The organism is Candidatus Jettenia sp. AMX1 (assembly GCF_030263775.1).
Classification (GTDB): domain Bacteria; phylum Planctomycetota; class Brocadiia; order Brocadiales; family Brocadiaceae; genus Jettenia; species Jettenia caeni.
The window spans coordinates 46,400-69,784 of record NZ_SZPP01000026.1; the positions used below are offsets into that span (position 1 = coordinate 46,400).

The window sequence follows — 23,385 nt, forward strand, 5'->3', positions numbered from 1 at the left end:
TTAATGTGATGCCACAGAGACTGAGCGGCTATCCGATATGATGTCTGTTAATTTCTTCATCACTTCCAAAGATGTAGGTACCCCACCGCCGGTTCTTCCATAAAAATGAACCGGGCATCTCCCCTCAACTGCCAGCCTTACATCCTCAACCATCTGCCCCGCACTCATCTCCACCGTCAAAATACACTGCACTTTTTCTGATACCGTTCTGATACACTCCTTGGGAAACGGCCATAAGGTAATGGGACGTATCAAACCTACGTTACATTCAAGCTGACTGCTTTTCCTGATAACCTCTTTACATATACGCGCAGAGGTACCATAAGCGATGAGAACAACATCGGCATCATCAGTATCAATTGACTCATAACGGACTTCATGTTCCTCAATTGTTCTGTATTTCCTCTGCAGGTGAGCATTGAACTCTTCCAATTGACCCTTAATAGGATAGAAGGACTTTACAATATTCCTCTTTCTCCCTTCGGCACCTGTCAATGCCCAATCTTTTGGCGGAAGATCCTTTTTCTGTTTCTTATGAAATTCCACCGGTTCCATGAGTTGTCCTATCTGCGCGTCCCCCAGGATCAAAACAGGATTCCTGTATTTATCAGCTAAATCAAAAGCATCATAAACAAGATCTGCCATTTCCTGAACAGAGGCTGGCGCAAGCACTATAACATGATAGTCGCCATGCCCTCCGCCTTTTACCGCCTGGAAATAGTCAGCCTGAGATGCTGAAATATCACCTAATCCTGGTCCACCCCTTTGTATATTAACAATTACACAGGGAAGTTCACTTCCTGCCAAATAGGAAATTGCTTCTTGTTTCAAACTTATTCCGGGACTCGAAGAAGAGGTCATTGTCCGGGCGCCTGCCGCTGCACTCCCGTAAACCATATTAATTGCTGCAATCTCACTTTCAGCCTGAATAAAGGTGCCGCCAACCTGAGGCATTCTTACTGCCATATAGTTAATAAGCTCATTCTGGGGAGTAATAGGATATCCGTAATAGTATCTGCAACCAGCTTGTATGGCAATCTCGGCAGCAACTTCATTTCCTGTTAATAACCGCTTCATAATCGTATGTCCTTCGAAAATTATCTTTCTCTACAATCCGTGTTCTTCTGTGCCCCATTGCCATGCTCAGGTATAAATCTCTATCGCTACATCAGGACACATGATTGCGCATTTCTTACAACCGTCACACACACTACCTTCTTTAAATACTATGGGATGCAATCCTTGTTCATTTATCGTAGTTGATACCACTAATGAATTATTATGGCATACCGGCAGACAGAGAAGACACCCTTTACAGTAATTTTCTTTTATCTTAATTACGGCCATAATTCGGATGTCCTCCCCAGTTTAATTTTTCGCGCAATACGCCATAAAATGTCCTTGTCCCTGTATCGATCATTTGGACTTCAATAGCAGATCGCTCGATCTTTATTTTATCACCTACCTCTAACTCGGTAAAAACCTGTCCATCTACGGTAAAACCGGTACCGCCCAATTGTGATAAAAGCTCCATTTCTATCTTCACATTGCCTGAAACAACTAACGGCCGGTTTGTAAGGGTATGAGGACATATAGGCACAATAATAAATGCGTTTAAATCAGGGGTAAGAAGCGGTCCTCCTGCAGACAAAGAATGCGCTGTTGAACCTAAAGGGGTTGATACAATTAAACCATCAGCACGGTACGTTGCTACACATTCTCCGTTAATATTCAACTTAATAGAAATCAACCTTGATAAGGATGAGCGGGAAATTACCGCATCATTAATACCCGTGGATTCATTCAGTATTTTACCTGAACGTTCAACATGGCATAAGAGCAGCATTCTCTTTCGTATCAGATAATCTCCCATAAATATCTTTTCTAAGGACACGAACACATCCTTTTCCATAAGTTCTGCCAGAAAGCCAAATCTTCCCATATGCACACCAATAATTGGTATTTGATTCCTTCCGAGAGCTCTACAGGTAGAAAGGATTGCACCATCGCCGCCAAATACTATGGCAATTTCTGCTCCAACTCTCTCAAATTTTTTTTCTTTAGACAGATCAATAATTTCAATGCCTACATACTTCTCAAGCCACGGCTTTAATCCGTAAATAGAATCATAAATCTTTTTTCTGCTTAAATCGCCTAAAACTAAAATCTTTTTCATTCGCTTAAACGGCAAAGCTCCGGCTTCCCACCCTGGTAAATAGATTAATATTTGTCATTTCAAGCGCTTCGGTAAACCTGTTAGCAATTCCATCCTCATCTAAATTCAGGTTTTTTAGTATGAGATTCCGGGGTCCATGCTCAATAAAGTGATCGGGAATACCCATCCTCACAATTTTATTTGCATCTTCGTTTTCACTCGTAATAAGCTCAAGCACTGCAGACCCAAAACCACCCATGAGGGCATGATCTTCGACTGTCAGGATTAATTTATGATTCTTCACCAGGCTTAAAAGAAGTCCTTTATCAAGGGGTTTGGCAAATCTTGCATTAACCACCGTAACTTCTATACCTTTTTTACTCAACTTCTCCGCCGCCCCTAAACAACGATACACCATCGCACCATACGCAAAAAGCACTCCATCAACTCCTTCCCGTAATACCTCAGCCTTCCCGATCTCAAATGTTTTATCGTGTAAATCCTGTTTTTCTTCAGGAATATCTTCCTTAGGATATCTGATCGCTACAGCTTTACCTGAATCCAGGGCTATTTTCAGCATAGACCTCAGTTCACTTCCGTCTTTTGGCGCCATCAGGATAATCTCCGGCAAATGGCGGAGATAGCCAATATCAAATATACCATTATGCGTAGGCCCGTCATTACCGACAATCCCTGCCCGGTCTAACATAAATACGACTCCGTTTCGCTGCAGGCAAATATCATGGAATACCTGATCATAGGCTCTTTGTAAAAACGTTGAGTAAATAGCCACAACAGGTTTCAGGCCTCCGGCAGCTAACCCATTTGCCAAACCAATTGCATGTTGTTCACAAATCCCGACATCATAAAACCGGTCAGGAAATTTTTTACCAAAAGAAATAATTCCGGTCCCGTCAGGCATGGCAGCAGTAATTCCAACAATCTTATGATCCGTTCTGGCAAGTTCTACAAGGGCGTCTCCGAAAACATTCGTATAAGAAATTGTCTTTTGATCTTTTATACTTTGTGTAACCTTTCCACCGCACATTTCAAATTTACCAGCGCTGTGGTACTGGGTCGGATTCTGACATGCCGGCTCAAAACCTCTTCCTTTTTCTGTAATCACATGCAAAAGTACCGGACCTTCAAGATGCTTCATATTATTCAACGTCTCAAGTAATATTTTAAAATCATGTCCATCAATCGGACCAAAATAATTAAACCCAAGATCCACAAATATCTGGCCTGGAGCAGCCCCTTTTCTTATTGACTCAACGATATGTTCCAGCGTCTTCCCTACTGGCTTGCCAAATACTGGTAAGATACTCAGTAAATTGTGAAAATCCTTCTTGAGATCGGTATAGAGTGGCGCTGATCTGATCTTATTTAAATATTTTGAAAAAGCTCCAACCGTATTGGAAATTGACATCTCATTATCATTTAACACTACCAATAAATTTTTCTTAAGATCACCCGCATGATTAAGCGCCTCCAAAGACATTCCAGCCCCTATAGCGCCGTCTCCAACAACAGCAACAACAGACCTCCTGTATCCAAGAATCTCATCAGCGCAAGAAATTCCGAGAGCTGCCGATATAGCATTACCACTATGGCCGCAAGTAAAGGGATCATAGGGACTCTCGTTCTTGTCTGGAAAACCACTCAGGCCCTTGTATTGTCTTAAGGTTGAAAATTTCGATTTTCTTCCGGTAAGGATCTTATGAACATAGGCCTGGTGGCCTACATCCCATACTATTTTATCCCTTTTAAAATCGAAGCAGTAATGCAGTGCAATGGTTAATTCAACAACACCCAGGTTTGAAGAAAGATGGCCTGGATTTTTTGAAACAACATCTACGATGAGTTCTCGAATCTCTGTTGCCAGTTGAGGCAAATCCTCTACTTTTACTTTTTTTAAATCCTCTGGATATTCAATACAATCTAATAATTTACTCATATTGCATCCATTATGTTAAAGGTAAAAATGTATGTAATCTATTCATCTTCCAGGCAGTTCCGGAATATATTTTTTCCCCAAAATCTTCATATCTCTTTATCATGATACTACATAATCCTGACAAAAACAGATACAAAAATTTCTTCAGGTAGTCTCAATCTCGAAATCTTTTGTACGAAAGCCGCCGTTCCCGTCCTTCATCAGGATTTGAATCTTTTTTTCTGCATCTTCTAACATAGAGACACATTGTTTATACAATTTAATACCGTTCTCATATTCAGATAATGCCTCATCCAGAGACAGATCTCCTCTCTCGATCCGCTCTACAATATCTTCTAATCCTTTTAGCGCATCCGCAAATTTTATCTTGGCCATACAATCGTAACCATATATTCCTGATTTCTAAAACATTCACCATTTCCCCCTTTTTAAAGGGGGATCAGGGGGGATTACGGGTGGTTTGTTATTCTTCACCGTTTCCACCTGTTAGCTTGATGCATATGAGGCTAAAGCCTCGCCCTGCATCGATTCTCCCTTTTACCAAAGGCAGTCTCATGTAAAATATTTACTTTACTATCTCAACTATTGAAGATACAACATTACCATGAGAAAATCGTATTTTCAATTTTTTTCCAACAACGAGTCCCTCGGTTGATTTGATCGGCTTATCATCTTCTCCGTTTGTCGTAATGGAGTAGCCTCTTTCTAATACTTTTAATGGACTCACATTATCCAATCTATTTGCAAGACCCGTTAACCGTTCCCATTCCAACTCCATGGTGTGTTTACTTACCGTAATTAATCTTTGCGCAACTTCATCTAATTCCTGTTGTAACCTAAGAATTTTATCATGGAGTTTCTTAAAGGAAAGACTATTTCTGATTCCCATAAGCTGACTCTTGATAAGCAATATTTTATTATATAGTGACTGGGCAAGTCTAGTTTTAATTTTCTCCAATGCATCGCTTACCTGATCATAGCATGGAACGACGAGCTCCCCCGCCTCTGTAGGTGTAAGAGCCCTTTTATCAGCAACCAAATCGGAAATAGTTATATCAATCTCGTGACCAACTGCGGAGATAACGGGGATTTTTGAGGCATAAATACTCCGTGCAACTACCTCCTCATTAAAGGCCCACAAATCTTCCAGACTACCGCCGCCCCTTCCAACAATCATCACATCAATATCCGGAATAGTATTCAAATCAGAAATTGCCTGAGCAATCTCCTGCGCTGCCCCTTCCCCCTGTACTTTTACCGGATAAATGAGAATCTTTACCTTAGCAAATCTTCTGTGAATCACCTGGATAATATCCCTGATTGCGGCGCCGGTCAGAGACGTTACAATAGCGATCTTTCCCGGAAACGACGGAAGGGCTTTTTTATGTGCTAAATCAAATAATCCTTCTTTCCCGAGTCGTTCTTTTAGCTGCAAAAAGGCCAACTGCAATGATCCCATACCTTTTGGCTCAATCGCTTCAATAATTAATTGATATTGACCGCGGGATTCGTATACGGTAACAGAGCCAAAGACCAGCACCTCCATCCCATCCTTTAACTCAAATTTTACAGAGCTTGCAACAGACCTGAACATAACAGTCTGAAGCTGGGCACCGGCATCTTTTAATGTCAGATATACATGCCCGGATATCGGTCTTTTCATGTTGGATATTTCTCCCACAACCCATACATGAAAAAATTCCTGCTCAAGCGAACCACGTATCCTTCGTGTAATTTCAGAAACCGTTTGTATACTTTTTCGATTCTTTGTGATATCCGTCTGGAAAGGTAATGGTTCAGTAAAATCCATTTAATCGCCCTCTCTGACTTCAACTCTCTTTATACTATCAGCTTTTCCCGTTTGGCTATCAACAACTACCTTCACTCCGTTTATACGGATATCTCCTTCTGCCACCTCAAACCGGGTTGGCATTTGTGTCGTAATTGCCTTCAAGACACAATCAATTTTCCTTCCCAGGATAGACTCATGAGGGCCTGTCATTCCCAAATCGCTGATGCATGCCGTTCCTTTTGGCAATATCTTCTCATCTGCAGTAGGCACATGAGTATGGGTGCCGACAACGGCGCTTACCCTGCCATCCAAATACCATCCCATTGCAATCTTTTCAGAGGTTGCTTCTGCATGCATATCCACAAAAATTACCTTTGTCTCTTTTGATACAATCTTCAGAATATCATCAACCACCCTGAAAGGGCAATCTACCGGTTTCATAAATACCCGGCCCAATACGTTAATAACCCCAACCGGAGTACCTGCATGAGAGGTTTTTACAACATAACCTCTTCCAATTGCCAGCGGCGAGTAATTACCAGGTCTCAGGATACTCCTGTTCGTTTCTAAAAAATGCATTATATCTTTTTTATCCCAGACATGATCGCCCATAGTTATAACATCAACACCATAAGAAAATAACTCATTAGCTATTTCCTCAGTAATACCGGCGCCACCAGCAGCATTTTCACCATTTGCTATACAAAAATGTATCTGTTCCCTATCGATATATGCCTTTAATTTATTCTTTAATATGATACGTCCAGGTTTCCCCACAATATCACCAATAACCAGAACGTTAATTTTCATTCAACTTTCTTTCCATAAAAATCCTTAAATTTCTGTTTTAAACGCCTTTCGACATCAGCCGGAACAAACAGACTCACACTACCTCCCAAACTGACAGCCTCCTTAATTAAGGTAGAGTTTAAGAATGAATACTGCTCGCTTGTCATTACAAATACCGTCTCAACTTCTTTATTGAGAACCCGGTTAGTAAGCGCCCTTTGAAATTCATACTCAAAATCAGACACGGTACGTATACCGCGGAGTATGATATTCGTCTGTTGTTTTTTTAGATAATCAACGAGCATGCCGGTAAAAGAGTCAACTTCCACATTCTTCAAATCTCCAATATTATCACGAATCATCTCCATACGTTCATGAACGGAAAACAAGGCGTCTTTCAAAGGATTGCATCCTACAGCAACAATTAAGGTATCAAAAATAATGCAACCCCTTCTTATTACATCCAGGTGCCCATTCGTAACCGGATCAAATGTTCCCGGATAAATTGCTTTTTTCATAGTAATATGGTATCGCTTAAAACCAAAAACGGTTTCGGGTTCTCTGCAATCCTTTCGGTGATATATCAAACCTGTAGGAACTATCATTTCTCACAGGATCGAGTTCCAGAGTAAGACTTGCTACCCAATCATGAAAATAACGGGACAGGATAAAATTCGTTCTAAGGTTTTTAGGGTCACTTTCGCCGTCATCATCGGTATCGTCCGTATCGAGAGATTTAAAATCATACATTTCCCTGGCTGCCACACTCCATTTCTCACTAATCTGGTAATCTGCCGCCAGGATGAGAGTAGAACTGATGTCCCGGATAAATCTATGGCCAACAAAATATTGCCACTTCGGTGGATTGTAAATTTCAAAACCTGAACTAAGGACGTCAAATCGGAACTCTTCGGTATTAAACTCATTTCTTTCAGAAACAAACGTAACTATATCGGTGAGTTTACACCGGAAATCGAGATTCACAAAATTGTCTTCCCTTATAACAATTCCATTAATACCATCATTAAAAATACCGGCATCCGTTGGAAAGATGTAGTACTCTAAATTAAAATAAACAAAATCCACATTTTTTTCAAAACCCGGCTCTCCCCGTTTTGTCTGCAACATATTCTTTACCCCTATTACAACAATCTGCGATGAGTCCTGCGCATCAATTTCATCATACTGATAGAACGTATTCGGATCTTCCGTAACAACCGGGTTATACACATAACGCAGCTCGGGAACAAAGATATGCCTTAAACGGTTTATCCTTAAGAAATCGTTATAGACACTGTAGGTTCTCCAATGTGTCGAACTCCAATCAAATCCCAGGGAACCAATAAAACGACCTGTGGCAGGACCGTTTGGCTCATCATTCGGACCAGAGGTATCTATACTTTCGGAATATCCTGTCACTCTGCCTTCTACAAAAGGATTTATATTAAAAAACCCCGGTTTCCAGGGCATAGTTATACGATTCACATTATCAAGTCTTATAACAGATTGAGGTTGCACCGGTTCATCTATCCGGTCAAGAGAACTATCAAAGTGAGTCGCTGATGATTCTGAGGTAAATATAAGGCGGTTATCCCATATAGGTTCTCCAATAATTTGATACGTTAATTCCGGTAAACGCTCCGCATATCTCTTTTCTCTTAACGAATCCACCGTTGTATCGAATCCATTCAACTGCTCGTTAATCAAAAATGTCTGCGCCGTAGTATCGTGAATTCTTCGTAAATATAATACCGTCTCACGGTCTTTTTCTTCTTTAAATTCATGGCGGAAAAATTCTCTCAGGAACCTTGGATCACTCAAATATGAATACTCCATATCCAAACGGAAATCATAAGGCAATTCCTGACGATGTCTCCAAAGAATTGAGCCACGGTCTTCGTCTTCGACAGGGATATCATTAATATCGAATTCACCCTTATCTTTTATATAGTAGGTGTCGAGAAAACCATAAGCATCCTGCCCTCTGTACTCAAAGTTAATTCCTGCGCCCAAACCTCTCTCCTGTAAATAATCGAGGCTGAAGATAAGGTCGCTCCAGTCTTTTTGACTTCCACCTGTTATCGCAAATAAATCCCAGTCCGTACTAAGAAAAGAACCAAAGCGCGAAGAACTTCCAAATTCCCAGTTTCTTAAGATTTTTTCTTTTTTCCGGACATCAAGGGATAAATAGGGTAAATAGCCCATAGGATAGCTGCCTACATGAAAAGTATTGTTTGTAGAAGATATAATATTGTGTTTACCTCTCTGAATCAACCGGATCTTTTTACCTTTAAAATGATAGTGGGGATGCCCATATCCACACGTAGTTATCACACCGTTTTTAATCTCATATTGTCCTTTATCAACGTGTTTTATCTGTTCTCCACTAACATAAACAGGCAACCCTTCGAGATATTCGCTTTTACCTTTTTGAGATTCGTCGCGTATGGCGCCTTGTTTTTGTGGCTGAAGAATCGTTTTTATCTGGCTATTAATAAGAATCCCTTTATCTTCCTCTATATTCTCAAATATTTTATCGGCAATGAGCATATCATCTTTGCGGCGCATCATCACATTTCCTTCCGCATATATCGCACTCAGCGGTAGCTCCGAATATTCTGAATCCTCCGATTTTTTTTGATCAAACCATAAAATTACGTTATCGGCATCTATCGCCGCATCTTTTTTGTTAATTTTAACATTTCCAAGCGCTACAACGATACGCTTATCTTCTTCCTGCCATGAGTCGATATTGTCTGCTATAATATCAACTATTTCCTGTTTCTCAGGAGTATCTGAGGTTAAGACTTTTTTGGGTATCTCATGAGATAAATATTCCTCTTCTTTCCTGGATCGTATTTCTTCACCACGTAAAACAACTTCTGTCTTTTGTGCCTCTTCAAAAGTCTTTATCGGTTGTGTATACGGATTAACTACGACACCGGTCATCGTCTCAAATCTTAAGTATACCTGTTCGTACTTCTCGTAGTTCTCATCCTGCAGAATAGTCACGTTACCTTCACAATACACTTCTACCGTTGCCTCCTTGCTTTGTATGGCTTCTTCTTCATGAAACCAGCATACAATAGTATCTGCGGTAATTTGGAATGGTGCCTGTAATACTTTCGCTTCCTTATGGGCAACAAACACTCTAATCCCTTCTTTTTTCCAGGTACTAACGGTTTCCGCCGACAGAGAAAAAGGCTTTTGTTCTATATATTTTACCGACAATAGTCCATCAGCATAACTATCTCTATTGACAACAAACAGAATGGCTAAAATTATGAGAATATGTATTTTCTGCATGAAAAGAATGTAACGTTATATCTTTGAAAAGAAATTTTTTATGTGACCGATTACACAATCCTGTTCCTTGTATGTAATTTCAGAAAAGACAGGCAGGGCTAATGTCTCACGCGATGCTCGTTCGGATTCGGGTAAATCACCTTCTTTATATCCCAGATATTCAAAACACTCTTGTAAATGAAGAGGCATTGGATAATAAACAGCAGTTTCTACTCCTTGCTGCCCAAGATACTTCATCAATGCATCTCTTTGAGATGTCGCTATCACGTATTGATGAAATATGTGAGTATTATAAGATTCTATTTCAGGCAGACGGATGGGTAACGACTTCAAATGCTCAGAATAATATGAAGCAGCCAACCTGCGCTTCTCAGACCACTCATTCAGATATTTTAATTTAACCGATAGAACAGCAGCCTGTATGGCATCTAATCTTCCATTCATACCAACATATGAATGATAATACCTGGATTTCGACCCATGCACTCTCAAAACCTTAATAAGCTCTGCCAGTTTATCATCATACGTTGTCACCAGTCCACCATCACCATAGCCGCCCAGATTCTTTGTAGGATAGAAAGAAAAACAACCTATGTTTCCGATAGAGCCGGCTTTTTTACCTTTATACACCGCCCCTATTGCCTGTGCAGCATCTTCAATAACCACGAATCCATGTACACCTGCAATTTCAAGGATACTATCCATATCGGCACACTGCCCGTACAGGTGAACGGGAAGGATAGCTTTTGTCCTTTTACTTATTGCAGATGCAATCTTGCTTACCTCAATATTATAGGTAACAGGATTTATATCCACAAATACCGGAATCGCTCCCAAACGAGCAATCGACCCTGCCGTTGCAAAGAAGGTAAAAGGTGTAGTGATAACCTCATCACCCTTACCAATACCGGATGCCATTAAGGCTAATAAGATTGCATCTGTACCTGAGGATACTCCAATGGCGTGCTTAATGCAGCAGAATTCTGCTATGCTGTGCTCGAATGATTCGACAAAAGGACCAAGGATAAAAGATTGGCTAGCTATTACTTCTAAAACAGCGTTATTTATTTCATCTCGAATATTTTCGTATTGCCGTTTTAAATCCAGAGCTGTTACTTTCATCTACGAGTAATAATTATCCCCTCTATAAATTTAATTCATAAATTTGCTAATCTATTGTATTTGCATAATAAGAGTTTGGAATTATATTTACAGAATGAGGCTTTGTCAATTAAAAAGAGATTTTACCTATCCTAACTTATGTCGAACATTAATCTTGATTTCAGTTATTCTTTTTATGTAAAATTTCAAAATGTACGTGAAATGAGCAGCCCCTATAGCTCAACTGAATAGAGCGTTGGCCTCCGGAGCCAAAGGTTGCAGGTTTGAATCCTGCTGGGGGCGCTTGTATTTCACGGGTTTCAAGGTATCGTTTAGTCAAGGGTGGCACTGACAAACCATGTCCCTGTATGTCTTCAACAGGGATCGTTTGTCAGTGTGTTATATTCCCTATCCACGTTGGCATTTGAAGCAAGCACGGCAAACGGAGAGACACATTATTATGCGTCTGTACAGTCCGTGCCACCCTGAAACCCGCTTCATGAAAATGAAAATTCCTCTGCAATCAAGATACCGCATGAAGGTGTGACACATGCGTGACGTAGCACCTCCAAAATAATAGTAAATATGATGGATTTTATTAGAGATCAAAATGGAATGGCAGCTTTACTGGTAAAGTCCTGAATTACTTTCTCTATACAGAAGCTGAGATGAAGGAAGAAGTGATTACTTTGTGAAACCCCTACAGAATGCAAGCGAAAACAGGCTTATTAAATACCTCTCAAAACAGGCTGTAAAGCCATAAGTATAGTAGTATGAAAAAAGCTAAGATTTTCAATGTATCCTTCCTTGTTTTACATCAATTTTCTAATAGTCCTTTACTGATAAAGAATTTTAATGTTCGCTGAACATCTCCTGCTATATCATATTCTCTTGTCATAGAAAAGTTATCCCTTACAGCTTGTTCTATATCTTCTATACTATGCTCACCATCACAAAGTTCCCAAATGAATTTTGCCGTAGCATTAAGGACATGGAATACCCGCTCCCTGGCGCTATAAAGAAGCGTTTCACGTCCTATGTCTTGTACAAAAATACCCTGTTTTCGGATAGGCATCATCTTATCATTATCATCATTCCTTATATCCTTTTTATTAATGATAACCAGACCTCCAATAAGGGCAATGCGATATTGTTAACCAATCCATAAAAATTTCGTTGTTCCTCCTCTCCGTAATTTCTTATACTTTTCGTATAATACAGTAATACCATCAAATAAAGATAAGTGAAAAACCTCTATGATGCTAAAACTTCCATGTGCATGTTCTGATGCATCGGTCGTTTTGATCTCATTGGTCTGTGACGGACTAACTCTTCAAGAATCTCTTCATCGGTATAGGTAACCACACTGGGTAACTCATATTCGGGTAATTTTTTTTCTTCCATTTTGTATATCCTTTCCGTAAATAGGAATTTTTTCTGTTTAAACTTTCCGGTCTTATTCAAGTATTTTATCGATTTTAGGAAATCATCTTTATCAAAATATGTACCAGTTAACAGTCAAATTTTGAAATGTTTATTTTTAGAAAATTATTTACATCATAAGTACCATTAAATAATAGATTTAAATAGTTTTTAGCAGGAAAAATAAACTATGAAATTCAGGCAATAGCAGAATAAAATTATCAAACAAAACAATAAAAAGTGTGACGTGACACCAGGGAGTGCCATTGTAAGGTGCGACATGGCACACTATATGGCACAATACAGAGGAAGCAAGATATGAGCAGAGGAGTAAATAGTGATAGCACAATATTGTATTTAAGCACAAATAACCGAAATTGCGATCTGTGGTTCCTGATTCTACCGTTATGAACGGCCGTAATCATCCTCTAATCTGACAATGTCGTCTTCTCCTAAGTAGTTACCGCGCTGGATCTCAATAAATACCAGAGAAGATTGCTCCTGATTTGCTACACGGTGAGCTGCTCCTTTGGGAATATCAATGGCTTGCCCTGATTTAAGCAATATCTCTTTCCCGTCTATAGTTACCGATGCTTTGCCCCCGACCACATTCCAATACTCCTCACGTTGAAAATGTTTTTGGTAGCTAAGCCGGTTTCCCGGCAGAACTGTAATCCTCTTTACCTTATAAGTGGGTTCATCCAACAGCACCTCCCACTTTCCCCAGGGAGGATTAGCATGGTGTGCCCGTGGTCTTTCCATCTCAAGTATCTTCTTGTATACTTTAAGGTAGTCATCCACCATACGATCCTGACTAAAACGATCTTCTACCCATCGGCGACATTGCATCCGATTAATTGTGGAAATGTGTTTCAATCTATTCAATGCATCTTCAATACTTTCAACAATATACCCTGTTTCACAGTCTTTTATAATCTCATGCATGGCGCTTCCTGAAAAAGCAATAACCGGTGTTCCGCATGCCATGGCCTCGATAATGCTCAGATCAAAAGGATCTCCGAAACGAATTGAATGCAAAAAAGCATAGGCGCCACCCAGCAATTTATCCTTAAGTACCTGATCTATCATTCCACAATGAATTATAAGATGATCCCCCTGCTGCGGAAGCACAACATTCTCAAAATAGGTTTGGTCCAAAACATTACCGGTAAGAATAAGTTTCATACCAGATTTCCGGGCAATCTCAATCGCCTCTTCAATACCATTATTTGGATGGATATTACCAAAGGATATAAGATAGTTTTCTTTTTGTTCTTTCAACGTAAATGACTGTAAATCGATACTATCATAAATTGTAGAGATATACTCCAGGCAAGGGTTGCGACTGGCAATACTCGTCGAAACGTAGTAGCTTCGACCTTCGTCTTCCTTAAAAAGAGATAAGATGTCCGAAGAAGGCGCATGAATTGTAGTAACCATCGGAGTATTAATGAGGCAGCGGTAAAAGAGAGGCACGAGATTAAAGTAATTGTGGATTAAATCGAACTCTCCGGCCTTTTTCAACACATTAACCATATGAGAAGATACACAGGCTATAAAGTTAAGGTGGTTTTCTTCTTTACAAGGAATTGAGCAGTTGGGTTCGAGTCGTTCTTTTGTTTCTAAGTCACTGCTGGTAAAGAGTGTGACATCCACTCCCCGTTTTATTAAACCTTCGGATAAGAGTGAAATGGCATTTTTCCTTGAATTGCAAGATTTGTGATGCTGCATGAACCTGCCTGATGGCGATAGTATGGCAATTCTCATAAGATTACCTCCCTAAAAACCCTTATGGTGTGTCTTTAAAATGAATGAGATTTCAAGGACAACTAGAGATTAGGATTTTTAGCATAATCTATGCCATTTATGGTTTCAAATGTGTTTATCTGTGAGCATAATTCAAATAATCATTCTTAATGATGATAATGAATCGGGAAAGATGCAGGATAATGCTGTACAGGTTATCCGGGAATTGTTTTGTAAACCAAATGCTCTCCGGTATAGTGGTCAATCTTTACCATGTACACAATGGTAGAGACGCAAGATGTTCCGCCTCTACCTAATCCCGTAGGGATGTTATGATTATAGGAAAAAACAGAGAAAAGATTTTAAACCCCGAAGGGGTGACATGGGATACCTGTGCTGAGATATCATCCCTTCGGGATTGAATTGTGGTATGTTCAGTTTCATATAGGGGGTACTATAGCTTTACCGCTTAATATTCCTCACAGTTTGTTAGGCTAAGTTGAGATACGAGAACTAACCCATTCATGAAGTACAGTATTCCCCGAATTAAGTATTTCCGAGATACTTTAACTCACCAACATTACAGACCGGACACCTCTCTGGGGTACCAAATGCATCTTTGCACGCCCCCATTTCGATCAGGCATTTTGCACAGACAGGATACTTATGTGCCTGGCAATGAGAAGCCTTACAGGAATATACCGCCCTTGGTTGCCAAAAAGTACTTTTATGCCCGCATCTGCTGCATTCAATTGCCATAGTATCCTCCTTAACTCTACAAAAAGGAACCACCAATCAATTTTATCCTCTGGTATTTTTAACAACGTAGCAAAAATCTCTTTCCATAAGCATACTCATTCTTTCCGGAGTTTTTATTTTAACTTCTTTGGTTTATCTGGTCCCTTACCAGTCCACTGCCGGCCAATCTCCTCAAGAGACTTAGGTACTTCCACTTTCGGAACCTGATAACCATATACCTTTCTCCGCTCACGCAGATCATCCGAAGCAATACCGAATTGCTTATCGCGTTTGTCTATCATCTCTTTGCTGATCTGCCCGTCAGCGCCGGCCGACCACATCAGGAGCGGTTCGCCGAGTGGAATATCAGTGCTGGGGTCAGGCCATGTATGAAACGTCTTACCCCAACTCATAATAAAACCTTCAAGCGCCTTATCACCCATGTCGGATAAATCCGGCACAATGAGTTGTCCGGCTATTATTTCATAAGCATGAGGATGCCAATACTTCTTTTCCTGTGCCGGGAGCGATTGATAGGTCTTATCGCTAATAATGTACTCTATACCAAGAAGCTTGGCAGGCGCTTCTTTGGAGTCGTATACGACACATTGGTGGAGCTCTCCATCCCGGATATTAAGATCCCGCATTGAACAATAGTGATGAGCCTCTACCGCCAGATTAGGGTTGTTCTTGGCAATATGGAATGCACAGAGATATAGGTGGATATCCTTGATGGGATCAGCATACTTCAACTTATTAACGTTGTTAACACCCTCACCCTCTTTTTCTGCTGCAATACATTTTGTTGCAATGAGCATGAAACCAAGAAACGCAATAATTACAACTACCGTCATCTTGCTCATCGTCTTTTTATAAGAATGTCGACGCATTTCCATCTCCTTTCGTCTCAACGATTAAGAAATTGTCTTTATCAATTCCTGATGTAACCTTTCAAGATACTCAAAAATTACCTGTCTTTCTGCCAGATCAGATCTTTTCGGCTACCTGAACAACTTCACTTTCAACATATATTAAATCTATTGCACAAGCAATTGAAAAATAGTTGGAATTTTGTAGTATACTTTTTTATTATTCACAGAAGGGCTTGCGGTAAATCTCTACAATTCCTTCTACATACAATAAGTTATTTCAGTTACCAATATCTTTGCAGCAAAGTTTTTTATCTGGAGATAAAAAAATAACAGAGAATATATTTGTAATACTCTTTCTTTTCTCTTTTAAAGTTTAAACATGGTAAACGTTATCCAGGGAGGAAATGCTCTTGAAGAACAAAGAACATGAAGAAACAGATACAGATAAAGAAAAGAAAAAAATTTGCCTGAATATGAGAGATGTAATTACGTATTATATTGCACCATTAGGAAGTATCATTGTTGCAGTAGCTATCGGAATATCAGGATTCTTAGGCTCCAGCTATCTCAAGGAAAAGGCAGCCGTTAAAGCCCGTACTGAAAAGAGCTATCTAACCGTTGAAGCATTGCGAATTTACTCAGAGTTAATGAATAAACAGGAGGAGGTGGACAGTGTACTGCGAAAAAATATATTTGACTCAATTATCAGATCGTTTTCTGAAATGGAAAACGTACCGATTGAAAAACTCCTGCTAAATCTTAAACTTCTTGCCTATAATTTTAATAAATCATTGAATATTAAACCCTTTTTTCTATTCCTCAGGGATAAAAAGTTACTTTCCAATACCATGTCCAGTGAGGAATATTTAAAAGATTTGGAGAACATCGCACAATACGTTATTACCAGACAACTATGGGTTTTGGAAGGAGATGGTAAATGTTTTTTTAGAATAATTGATTTGAATTTACTTAAGCAAAATAAAGCATGTCTTCTGCTAAAAGATGAAACCATCACCCTGGGAGAAATAGAAAGAAACTTTAGAATCGCTGTGTTAGAAGTTAATACGAACATGAAAGAAATAAAGGTTAGATTAGAAATTAAAACATCACAAGGACCAAATCATGCATTGGATATAAAAATAGTAGAATTCTGGATAGGCTTATTTGATTTCCCCATGATTGATAATATTTACTTATTCCATGATCAGAGGTGTGCGATCATACTGAACCAATTTTCAGAACAAACTGCAAATATTGCTCTAGCACTCTTTCCCGATGCCCTTGCAGGCATGAAAGAAAAACCATATTACCAGGAAACAGTCCAACACATTCTTGAAACAGGTGAACTCCTGGGTGAAGAAGGATTAAAAAAATCATGGTCGCTTAAATAACTACCATCAATTTTCATCAACCTCTTACTTACCAATGTGTATTAAAGAATGTCAGAACTGTTGCACAAGAATAAGTTTTGACAACCTCTCATCGTATAAAAGTAAAAATATAACAAGAAGGAGATAATTTATTTGCAGCTTGCTGTACAATCTTATAAAATAATGGTTATTAATTATTTTACAAATCCAGGGAGTCTCGCCATGAAAAAGAAATTCATAAAAGATAAATGTATAACGTGTAAGCAGTGCATGATGGAATGTTCTGTACGCCATTCTGCCTCAGGAAATCTCTATGACGCTTTTACAGAAACACCGAAATCCCATTACCGGTTACAAGTATCCATAAGAAAAGACAGGCCACATATGACGGTATGCCAAAATTGTGCAAAACCCAAATGTATGGCATCCTGCGAATATGGCGCTATCACAAAATATGAAGATGGTAATGTGGTCATTGATACAAAAAAATGTGTCGGCTGCTGGGCTTGTGTAGAGGCATGCCCTTTTGGCGCAATTACCAAGAATGCCGAACTTAATTTTGCCTTCAATTGCGACGACTGCAGGGGATTTGATACTATGGCCTGTGTAGAGGCATGTAAAACCGGCGCTCTCGTGTATACTGATAAATAAATATTAAATGTATTTTAGCATAGGTAGTAAGGGCAAATAGCTGTTGCCCTTACTACCAAACAAAAACTTCGCCTATTTTACCACAATATTCACAAGTTTTTTCGGCACGATAACGGTATTGATAATTTTCTTACCATCCAATAATGCGATAATGCGTTCATCATCGAGCACACACCTTCTCAATTCATCATTGTTCATATCGACAGGCACCGATAGACGACTTCTGACTTTACTGTTGATCTGAATAACAATCTCTATCATCTCCTCATGGATAGCATTTTTGTCATACGTAGGCCATGGTTGCCGGAATATGCCTGGTTTGTGACCCATAACTTCCCACAATTCTTCACAAATATGAGGAATAAAGGGAGCCATTAACAAAAGAATAGTCTCCATGGCATGGCGGAAGACATGAAAATCAAGTTCTTCAGTGTTCTGCGGGATGGTAACATGAAACAAATCTACGTTGTTGAGTAACTCCATTACAGAAGCAATCGCCGTGTTGAAATGCCAGGAGGTTTCTACATCTTCTGTGACCTTCTTTATGGTTTGATTTGTTTGACGGTAAAGGGTCTTCGCCTGATTTGAAAGTTTTTGGATGGAAATATCCGTTCCCGGTATTTTTGCATAAACTTCTTCATAATCGGTGATTTTTTGCCATAAACGGCCAAGAAACCGATAAGCGCCTAAAACTCCACGGTCGTTCCATTCAGCATCCTTCTGAGGCGGACCGATAAAAAGGATATAGAGGCGCTGGGTATCTGCTCCATACTTATCAATAAGGATATCAGGACTCACGACGTTACCTTTGGACTTTGACATTTTAGCGCCGTCCTTGATAATCATACCCTGAGTAAAGAGGTGTTGAAAAGGCTCTTTAAACGTAATATATTCAAGATCGTAAAGGACCTTGGTAATAAAGCGGGAATAAAGAAGGTGCAGGATCGCATGTTCGACACCGCCAATATACTGGTCTACAGGCAACCATGTATTAACTTTTTCCGGAATAAAAGGCCGATCCGCTTCCTTAGGAGAAAGATATCTGAGGAAATACCAGCTTGAGTCTACAAACGTGTCCATCGTATCGATCTCCCGCCTTGCCGCCCCGGAACATCTCGGACATTGCGTATTAATAAAGGAATCAACCTCTGCCAATGGGCTCATGCCGTGAGGCTTAAATTCTACTTTTTCAGGCAGTACTACCGGAAGTTGTGATTCAGGAACAGGCACTGTACCACATTTTTCACAGTAAACAATGGGAATAGGCGCTCCCCAGTAACGCTGCCTTGATATAAGCCAGTCCCGTAACCTGTAGGTTACTGTCTTTGCGCCGAATCCTTTCGATTCAAGATATTCAGGAATTTTTCTTATCGTCTCTGTATTCGGCATACCATTAAAAACTCCTGAATTGACCTGGACACCATTATCGATATATGCCGCATTCATTGTATCGGCTCTTAATTCCCCTTCTTTGGGCTGAATAACAATCTTAACCGGCAGATGATATTTCCTGGCAAACAGAAAATCCCTCTGATCGTGAGCAGGCACACCCATAACAGCTCCCGTGCCATATTCCATAAGAACGTAGTTGGCTATCCAGACGGGTACTTTACTCTTATCGATGGGGTTGATAACATATTTACCAGTAAATACCCCCTCCTTCTCTGTCCCTTCAGCCGTACGCTCTACCATACCCTGACTGCGTGCCCTTTCTATAAAATCCTTAATGGCCATTTCTTGGGGAGAACCTGAGATCAACTCATTAACAAAGGGATGTTCTGGCGCCAGGGAGATAAAGGTAACGCCATAGAGTGTATCAGGGCGTGTGGTAAAGCACGGTACTATCGTATCAGAATTTTCTAAGGTAAAATTAATACGAATACCTTCGCTTCTGCCTATCCAATTTGCCTGCATGGTCTTTACCCGTTCAGGCCAGCCTTCTAATAAAGAGATATCATCCAGTAATATTTGCGCATACTGACTGATACGGAAAAACCATTGTTCAAGATCTCGCTGCCGGACAGGCGTATCACAGCGTTCACAGCAACCATCTACAACCTGTTCATTGGCCAGCACGGTGGCGCATGAAGGACACCAGTTCACGGCTGCCTTCTTTTTATACGCCAGATTATTCTCGTAGAGTTTAAGGAATATCCACTGCGTCCATTTATAATAATCGGGGTTACAGGAAGTAACCTCTCTGTCCCAATCATAGCCTACCCCCCATCGCTGAAGTTGGCGTTTCATGGCCTTAATATTGTCTCTTGTCCAGAGAGCAGGATGAACACCGCTCTTGATAGCTGCATTCTCTGCAGGAAGACCAAAGGCATCCCAACCAATAGGCGAAAGCACGTTATACCCCTTCATAATCTTGTATCGTGAGACAACATCACCGATAATGTAGTTTCTGCCATGGCCTACATGCAGGGTACCGGAGGGATACGGGAACATGACCAGACAGTAGAATTTTTCTTTCCTGCTTGTCTCATCAACACGGAACAATCCGCAACCTTCCCAAAATCCCTGCCACTTTCTTTCAATATCGGTGAAGTTATATTCCCTCTTTGCCATCCAAAGCTCCTTAAACTTGAATCATAGAGACACAAAAATATGGATAAAACGGACAGATAGAGTTTACAACTATACTTCTGTACCTCTATATCAATGAAATCTTTTTCCTAAATTATTGTATGGTATTCCTTTTAAGAAATCGTCAAAGAAATTAAGATTCTATCAAAATTTCATACTGAATCAATTGAAATTCCCATTGAAAAGCCTTGACAATCTTTATTGATCATGTTATTTTTATACCTTGTCAAATTAACCACGAAAATATCACGCATTTCTCTTTTATATACGTGTAAATTCGCGGCTAATTTCTCCGGTGGAATATTTAGGTGGGGCTGTGGCGCAGTTGGGAGCGCGTTTGAATGGCATTCAAAAGGTCAGGGGTTCGAATCCCCTCAGCTCCACCAATAAATACAAGGGTTTCAGCACTTACTTCTATTGCCTGGATTGCTCCCCTTAGACTTTCGGGACAATGATGTGCATACCTTTGGGTCATCCGAATGTCTTTATGACCAAGAAGCTTTGCGATGGTATAGATATCAATGCCTTTTTGTGCTAATCGTGTAGCAAAGGTATGCCTTAAGTCGTAGAAGTGAAAATTTCCAATACCTGCCTTTTGCAATACTTTATAAATTAACACGGTTCCATTGAAGATCGAGAAGTTCCCTCTGTCGTAATCCAATGTGCAGATCAAAAATAATTATATCTTTGAGCCATGTTGCACAATTATCCAGGAGTTTTAATTCCTCATCCTCAGTTAACCACCGATCCTTCTTATTATTCTCTTTTTCCTTCGTATCTTAGAGACAGGATTCCCTTTAACCCATTCCCATTCTTTGACCGCAAGACTAACCCGATATTCTCGTACCCAAAAAGGTTATTTTTGGTTAAGAATTACCCAGAAACCCTTGAATTTACAGGAGTCGATTTTCAAAATGGCTTGTAGTGCCGACCTACCCTATTACCGTCACTTGGGGAAACTGAGAAAATGGTTACATGCTTTTACGGAAAAAAACACGGATGAAAGATGGGAAAACACACTGGTATTGGAGCGTAGCAGAGAACCGGCGGACCAACGGAAGAAGAGTATTCCAGAGGCAAGTTCACCACTTGGGAGAACTCAATGACAACCAACGTGCAGAATGGGTTCGGACGATAGAGGCCGTTTCTGGTGAAGAATCCAAGATAAAACAACTGGCATTGTTTCCGGATGACCAGGAAGAATTACCGGTAATGGCATGTGAAACCATCCGGGTAAGGTTGGACAAAATAGCATTACGCCATCCACGGCAATGGGATACATGCTGGTTGGGATTGTATGTATGGAATATGCTGGAATTGAACACATTTTGGAGGGAACGTTTGCCGTCAAGCCGTAAGGGAACAAGTTGGCTCAATATGCTGAAGGCATTGATCTGTTACCGATTGATAGATCCGGGAAGTGAATTTCGTTTTCACCGTGAGTGGTATGTGCGCAGTGCTATGAGGATCTGCTGGGGGCGGATTACTCACTGGCACAAAAGGGTAAGCCATATCGTTGTTTGGATTTGCTGCTGAGGCATCGCGATGAACCGTTGGTATTTTTTGGACCGGATTGAAAAGCAGTGTGGGAAATTCCGGACGTCGCGAAGGACGCTATCTGCTTCGTTCCAATATGCAGGCCGCCTCAGCTGAAACCGTCTGGGAAACGGATCTGCTGTTGACCCGGATTGAACAGGCATTTAAGGATTTGAAGGGATCGCTTTCCATCCGACCCATATGGCACCAATTGGAAAGGAGAATTGAAGCCCATATTTTTGTTTCCTTTCAATGGAAATACACACGTAGAGTATGTTATTGATAATCCAGAATATATTTTGCCTGTCACACACGAAGATTATAAGTTGTTAGTTAGGGGAAATGGGAAAAACAAGGCAACTGTCGTTGAATTTGTTTACAGAGGTGGCAAGTACAGAGTTCGTTCAGCATATATTATAAAGGAAGGGCAATTGGAAATAAAAAAGGAAAAGGCTCAGAGTGCGGTTTCCAAGCCGAGTCCTGAAAGTATTTTCGATAAAACGGAAAAACTTGGCCAGGGTGGTAGCGTGCCTTTCGACACGCCTCACACTGAGTCTTTTCCTAAAAGTAGTATACAACCTTATGAGGTAAGCCTAGTATCTAATTGCCAAAATAATCTATATTTATGTATATTCTTGGCATTATGCCAAGAAAAACACCAAAAACAGAAATATTGCCAGAAGACAAAATGACTTTATTATAATGGTCTGCTGCACTGAAGGTTTCAACCTGACAAATACACGGAAAAGTTACTGAGACAAAAAAAATGAGAAGGCTTTCAAGCCTTTAATGGATGAAATCGCTGCCGAGTATTCTCCTGAGCAAGAAGTTCATGTTATTTTAGACAATTATTGTACTCATAAAAAGAATAAAAAATTGTTGCAGAATACAATCCAAATTCAAAAAGGAAGATAAATGAAAGAGACCGTTAATTAACAGGGGATGAAGAAAAGAGATTCCTTGAGAATTCTCTAGCATGGCTTAAGAATATAATCCTTTTTTCAGTAGTACAGGCAACCAAGATTGACAGGCATAATCTGAGAAGGGCTTTTAATGTCGCTTTAGAGGTAAGGCTGACACTCAAGGTTTTTATTTCCACGACCTCAGACATACCTTTGCTACGAGATTAGCACAAAAAGGAGTAGTTACAAAATATCAAAACTATTAGGGCATCAGGATATTAGAATGACTCAACGGTATGCACACCACATTGCCCTGATAATTTAAGAGATGGGGCTTGAGGCTGGCTACAATCTGACTACAGTTGAGGAAAAACGAGATATGGCAAATTCGAGAAACCCTTAAATTTATTGGTCGGGGTGGCGGGATTTGAACCCACGACCTCTTGAACCCCATTCAAG

19 protein-coding genes, 2 tRNA genes and 2 pseudogenes are annotated in these 23,385 nt (G+C 40.1%); 6 read left to right on the plus strand and 17 right to left on the minus strand.

What is annotated here, in order from left to right; all coding sequences use genetic code 11:
* The 10 genes from FBQ94_RS09305 to FBQ94_RS09350 form a co-directional block, all read right to left on the minus strand.
* On the minus strand, window positions 1-1,080 hold the full coding sequence (locus FBQ94_RS09305) for a 3-methyl-2-oxobutanoate dehydrogenase subunit VorB (protein ID WP_040544592.1): 1,080 nt from the start codon (window positions 1,078-1,080) through the stop codon (window positions 1-3).
* 63 nt (window positions 1,081-1,143) lie between these two features.
* Entirely contained in the window at window positions 1,144-1,347 is a 204-nt protein-coding gene (locus tag FBQ94_RS09310) for a 4Fe-4S dicluster domain-containing protein (RefSeq protein WP_007223185.1), read from the minus strand.
* Window positions 1,334-2,191, minus strand: coding sequence for an NAD(+)/NADH kinase (locus FBQ94_RS09315; protein WP_285442101.1), 858 nt, complete (start codon window positions 2,189-2,191; stop codon window positions 1,334-1,336). The genes FBQ94_RS09310 and FBQ94_RS09315 overlap by 14 nt, the downstream gene beginning before the upstream one ends.
* Window positions 2,181-4,112: a 1-deoxy-D-xylulose-5-phosphate synthase gene (dxs, locus tag FBQ94_RS09320; RefSeq protein WP_007223187.1), complete on the minus strand. Its 1,932-nt coding sequence runs from the start codon at window positions 4,110-4,112 to the stop codon at window positions 2,181-2,183. The genes FBQ94_RS09315 and dxs overlap by 11 nt, the downstream gene beginning before the upstream one ends.
* Window positions 4,113-4,256: 144 nt before the next feature.
* Window positions 4,257-4,487, minus strand: coding sequence for an exodeoxyribonuclease VII small subunit (locus tag FBQ94_RS09325; protein ID WP_007223188.1), 231 nt, complete (start codon window positions 4,485-4,487; stop codon window positions 4,257-4,259).
* A 190-nt stretch (window positions 4,488-4,677) separates the two neighbouring features.
* The gene (xseA, locus tag FBQ94_RS09330; protein ID WP_007223189.1) at window positions 4,678-5,922 is read right to left on the minus strand and encodes an exodeoxyribonuclease VII large subunit; all 1,245 of its coding nucleotides are present in this window, start codon (window positions 5,920-5,922) and stop codon (window positions 4,678-4,680) included.
* Window positions 5,923-6,714, minus strand: coding sequence for a TIGR00282 family metallophosphoesterase (locus FBQ94_RS09335; protein WP_007223190.1), 792 nt, complete (start codon window positions 6,712-6,714; stop codon window positions 5,923-5,925). It lies immediately after the preceding gene.
* Window positions 6,711-7,211, minus strand: a complete 501-nt coding sequence (gene coaD, locus FBQ94_RS09340; RefSeq protein ID WP_007223191.1) for a pantetheine-phosphate adenylyltransferase — start codon at window positions 7,209-7,211, stop codon at window positions 6,711-6,713. The genes FBQ94_RS09335 and coaD overlap by 4 nt, the downstream gene beginning before the upstream one ends.
* Window positions 7,212-7,227: 16 nt before the next feature.
* Window positions 7,228-9,999 (minus strand): LPS-assembly protein LptD, encoded by a 2,772-nt coding sequence (locus tag FBQ94_RS09345; RefSeq protein ID WP_007223192.1) that lies wholly within the window; start codon window positions 9,997-9,999, stop codon window positions 7,228-7,230.
* A gap of 15 nt (window positions 10,000-10,014) precedes the next feature.
* Window positions 10,015-11,121 carry a DegT/DnrJ/EryC1/StrS family aminotransferase gene (locus FBQ94_RS09350; protein WP_007223193.1) on the minus strand — a complete coding sequence of 369 codons (1,107 nt, stop codon included), beginning with the start codon at window positions 11,119-11,121 and terminating at the stop codon, window positions 10,015-10,017.
* Between the two features lie 208 nt (window positions 11,122-11,329).
* On the opposite strand from FBQ94_RS09350, the gene FBQ94_RS09355 reads away from it, so the two are divergent.
* Window positions 11,330-11,403: transfer RNA gene (locus FBQ94_RS09355), tRNA-Arg, on the plus strand.
* Window positions 11,404-11,917: 514 nt separating this feature from the next.
* Here the strand turns inward: FBQ94_RS09355 and FBQ94_RS09360 are convergent.
* From FBQ94_RS09360 to FBQ94_RS09380, 5 genes are all read right to left on the minus strand, one after another.
* Window positions 11,918-12,178 (minus strand): PqqD family protein, encoded by a 261-nt coding sequence (locus FBQ94_RS09360; protein ID WP_040544594.1) that lies wholly within the window; start codon window positions 12,176-12,178, stop codon window positions 11,918-11,920.
* A gap of 176 nt (window positions 12,179-12,354) precedes the next feature.
* Window positions 12,355-12,564 carry a hypothetical protein gene (locus FBQ94_RS09365; protein WP_285442102.1) on the minus strand — a complete coding sequence of 70 codons (210 nt, stop codon included), beginning with the start codon at window positions 12,562-12,564 and terminating at the stop codon, window positions 12,355-12,357.
* A gap of 363 nt (window positions 12,565-12,927) precedes the next feature.
* Complete coding sequence (locus FBQ94_RS09370) at window positions 12,928-14,289, minus strand: glycosyltransferase (RefSeq protein ID WP_007223195.1); 1,362 nt, start codon at window positions 14,287-14,289, stop codon at window positions 12,928-12,930.
* Window positions 14,290-14,814: 525 nt separating this feature from the next.
* Window positions 14,815-15,027, minus strand: a complete 213-nt coding sequence (locus FBQ94_RS09375; protein WP_040544596.1) for a hypothetical protein — start codon at window positions 15,025-15,027, stop codon at window positions 14,815-14,817.
* 113 nt (window positions 15,028-15,140) lie between these two features.
* A complete protein-coding gene (locus tag FBQ94_RS09380) occupies window positions 15,141-15,896 on the minus strand; it encodes a DUF1264 domain-containing protein (protein ID WP_007223197.1) in 756 nt (251 codons plus the stop codon).
* 392 nt (window positions 15,897-16,288) lie between these two features.
* Here FBQ94_RS09380 and FBQ94_RS09385 point away from each other — a divergent pair, with 392 nt between their 5' ends.
* Together FBQ94_RS09385 and FBQ94_RS09390 are read left to right on the plus strand one after the other, a co-directional pair.
* On the plus strand, window positions 16,289-17,269 hold the full coding sequence (locus FBQ94_RS09385; protein ID WP_007223198.1) for a hypothetical protein: 981 nt from the start codon (window positions 16,289-16,291) through the stop codon (window positions 17,267-17,269).
* Window positions 17,270-17,470: 201 nt separating this feature from the next.
* On the plus strand, window positions 17,471-17,899 hold the full coding sequence (locus FBQ94_RS09390) for a 4Fe-4S dicluster domain-containing protein (protein ID WP_285442103.1): 429 nt from the start codon (window positions 17,471-17,473) through the stop codon (window positions 17,897-17,899).
* 72 nt (window positions 17,900-17,971) lie between these two features.
* Here FBQ94_RS09390 and leuS read toward each other — a convergent pair whose 3' ends face one another.
* Window positions 17,972-20,470, minus strand: a complete 2,499-nt coding sequence (gene leuS, locus FBQ94_RS09395; protein ID WP_007223200.1) for a leucine--tRNA ligase — start codon at window positions 20,468-20,470, stop codon at window positions 17,972-17,974.
* A 328-nt stretch (window positions 20,471-20,798) separates the two neighbouring features.
* On the opposite strand from leuS, the gene FBQ94_RS09400 reads away from it, so the two are divergent.
* Window positions 20,799-20,874, plus strand: a tRNA-Ala gene (locus tag FBQ94_RS09400).
* A gap of 74 nt (window positions 20,875-20,948) precedes the next feature.
* Here FBQ94_RS09400 and FBQ94_RS17450 read toward each other — a convergent pair.
* Window positions 20,949-21,107, minus strand: a pseudogene (locus FBQ94_RS17450) (tyrosine-type recombinase/integrase); the annotation flags it as partial.
* A gap of 356 nt (window positions 21,108-21,463) precedes the next feature.
* Between FBQ94_RS17450 and FBQ94_RS09405 the strand changes: the two are divergent.
* Together FBQ94_RS09405 and FBQ94_RS09410 are read left to right on the plus strand one after the other, a co-directional pair.
* A pseudogene (locus tag FBQ94_RS09405) lies at window positions 21,464-22,274 on the plus strand (IS1634 family transposase N-terminal domain-related protein); the annotation flags it as partial.
* Window positions 22,249-22,716, plus strand: coding sequence for a hypothetical protein (locus tag FBQ94_RS09410; protein ID WP_285442104.1), 468 nt, complete (start codon window positions 22,249-22,251; stop codon window positions 22,714-22,716). The pseudogene FBQ94_RS09405 and the gene FBQ94_RS09410, both read left to right, overlap by 26 nt.
* The last annotated feature ends 669 nt before the right edge of the window (window positions 22,717-23,385 follow it).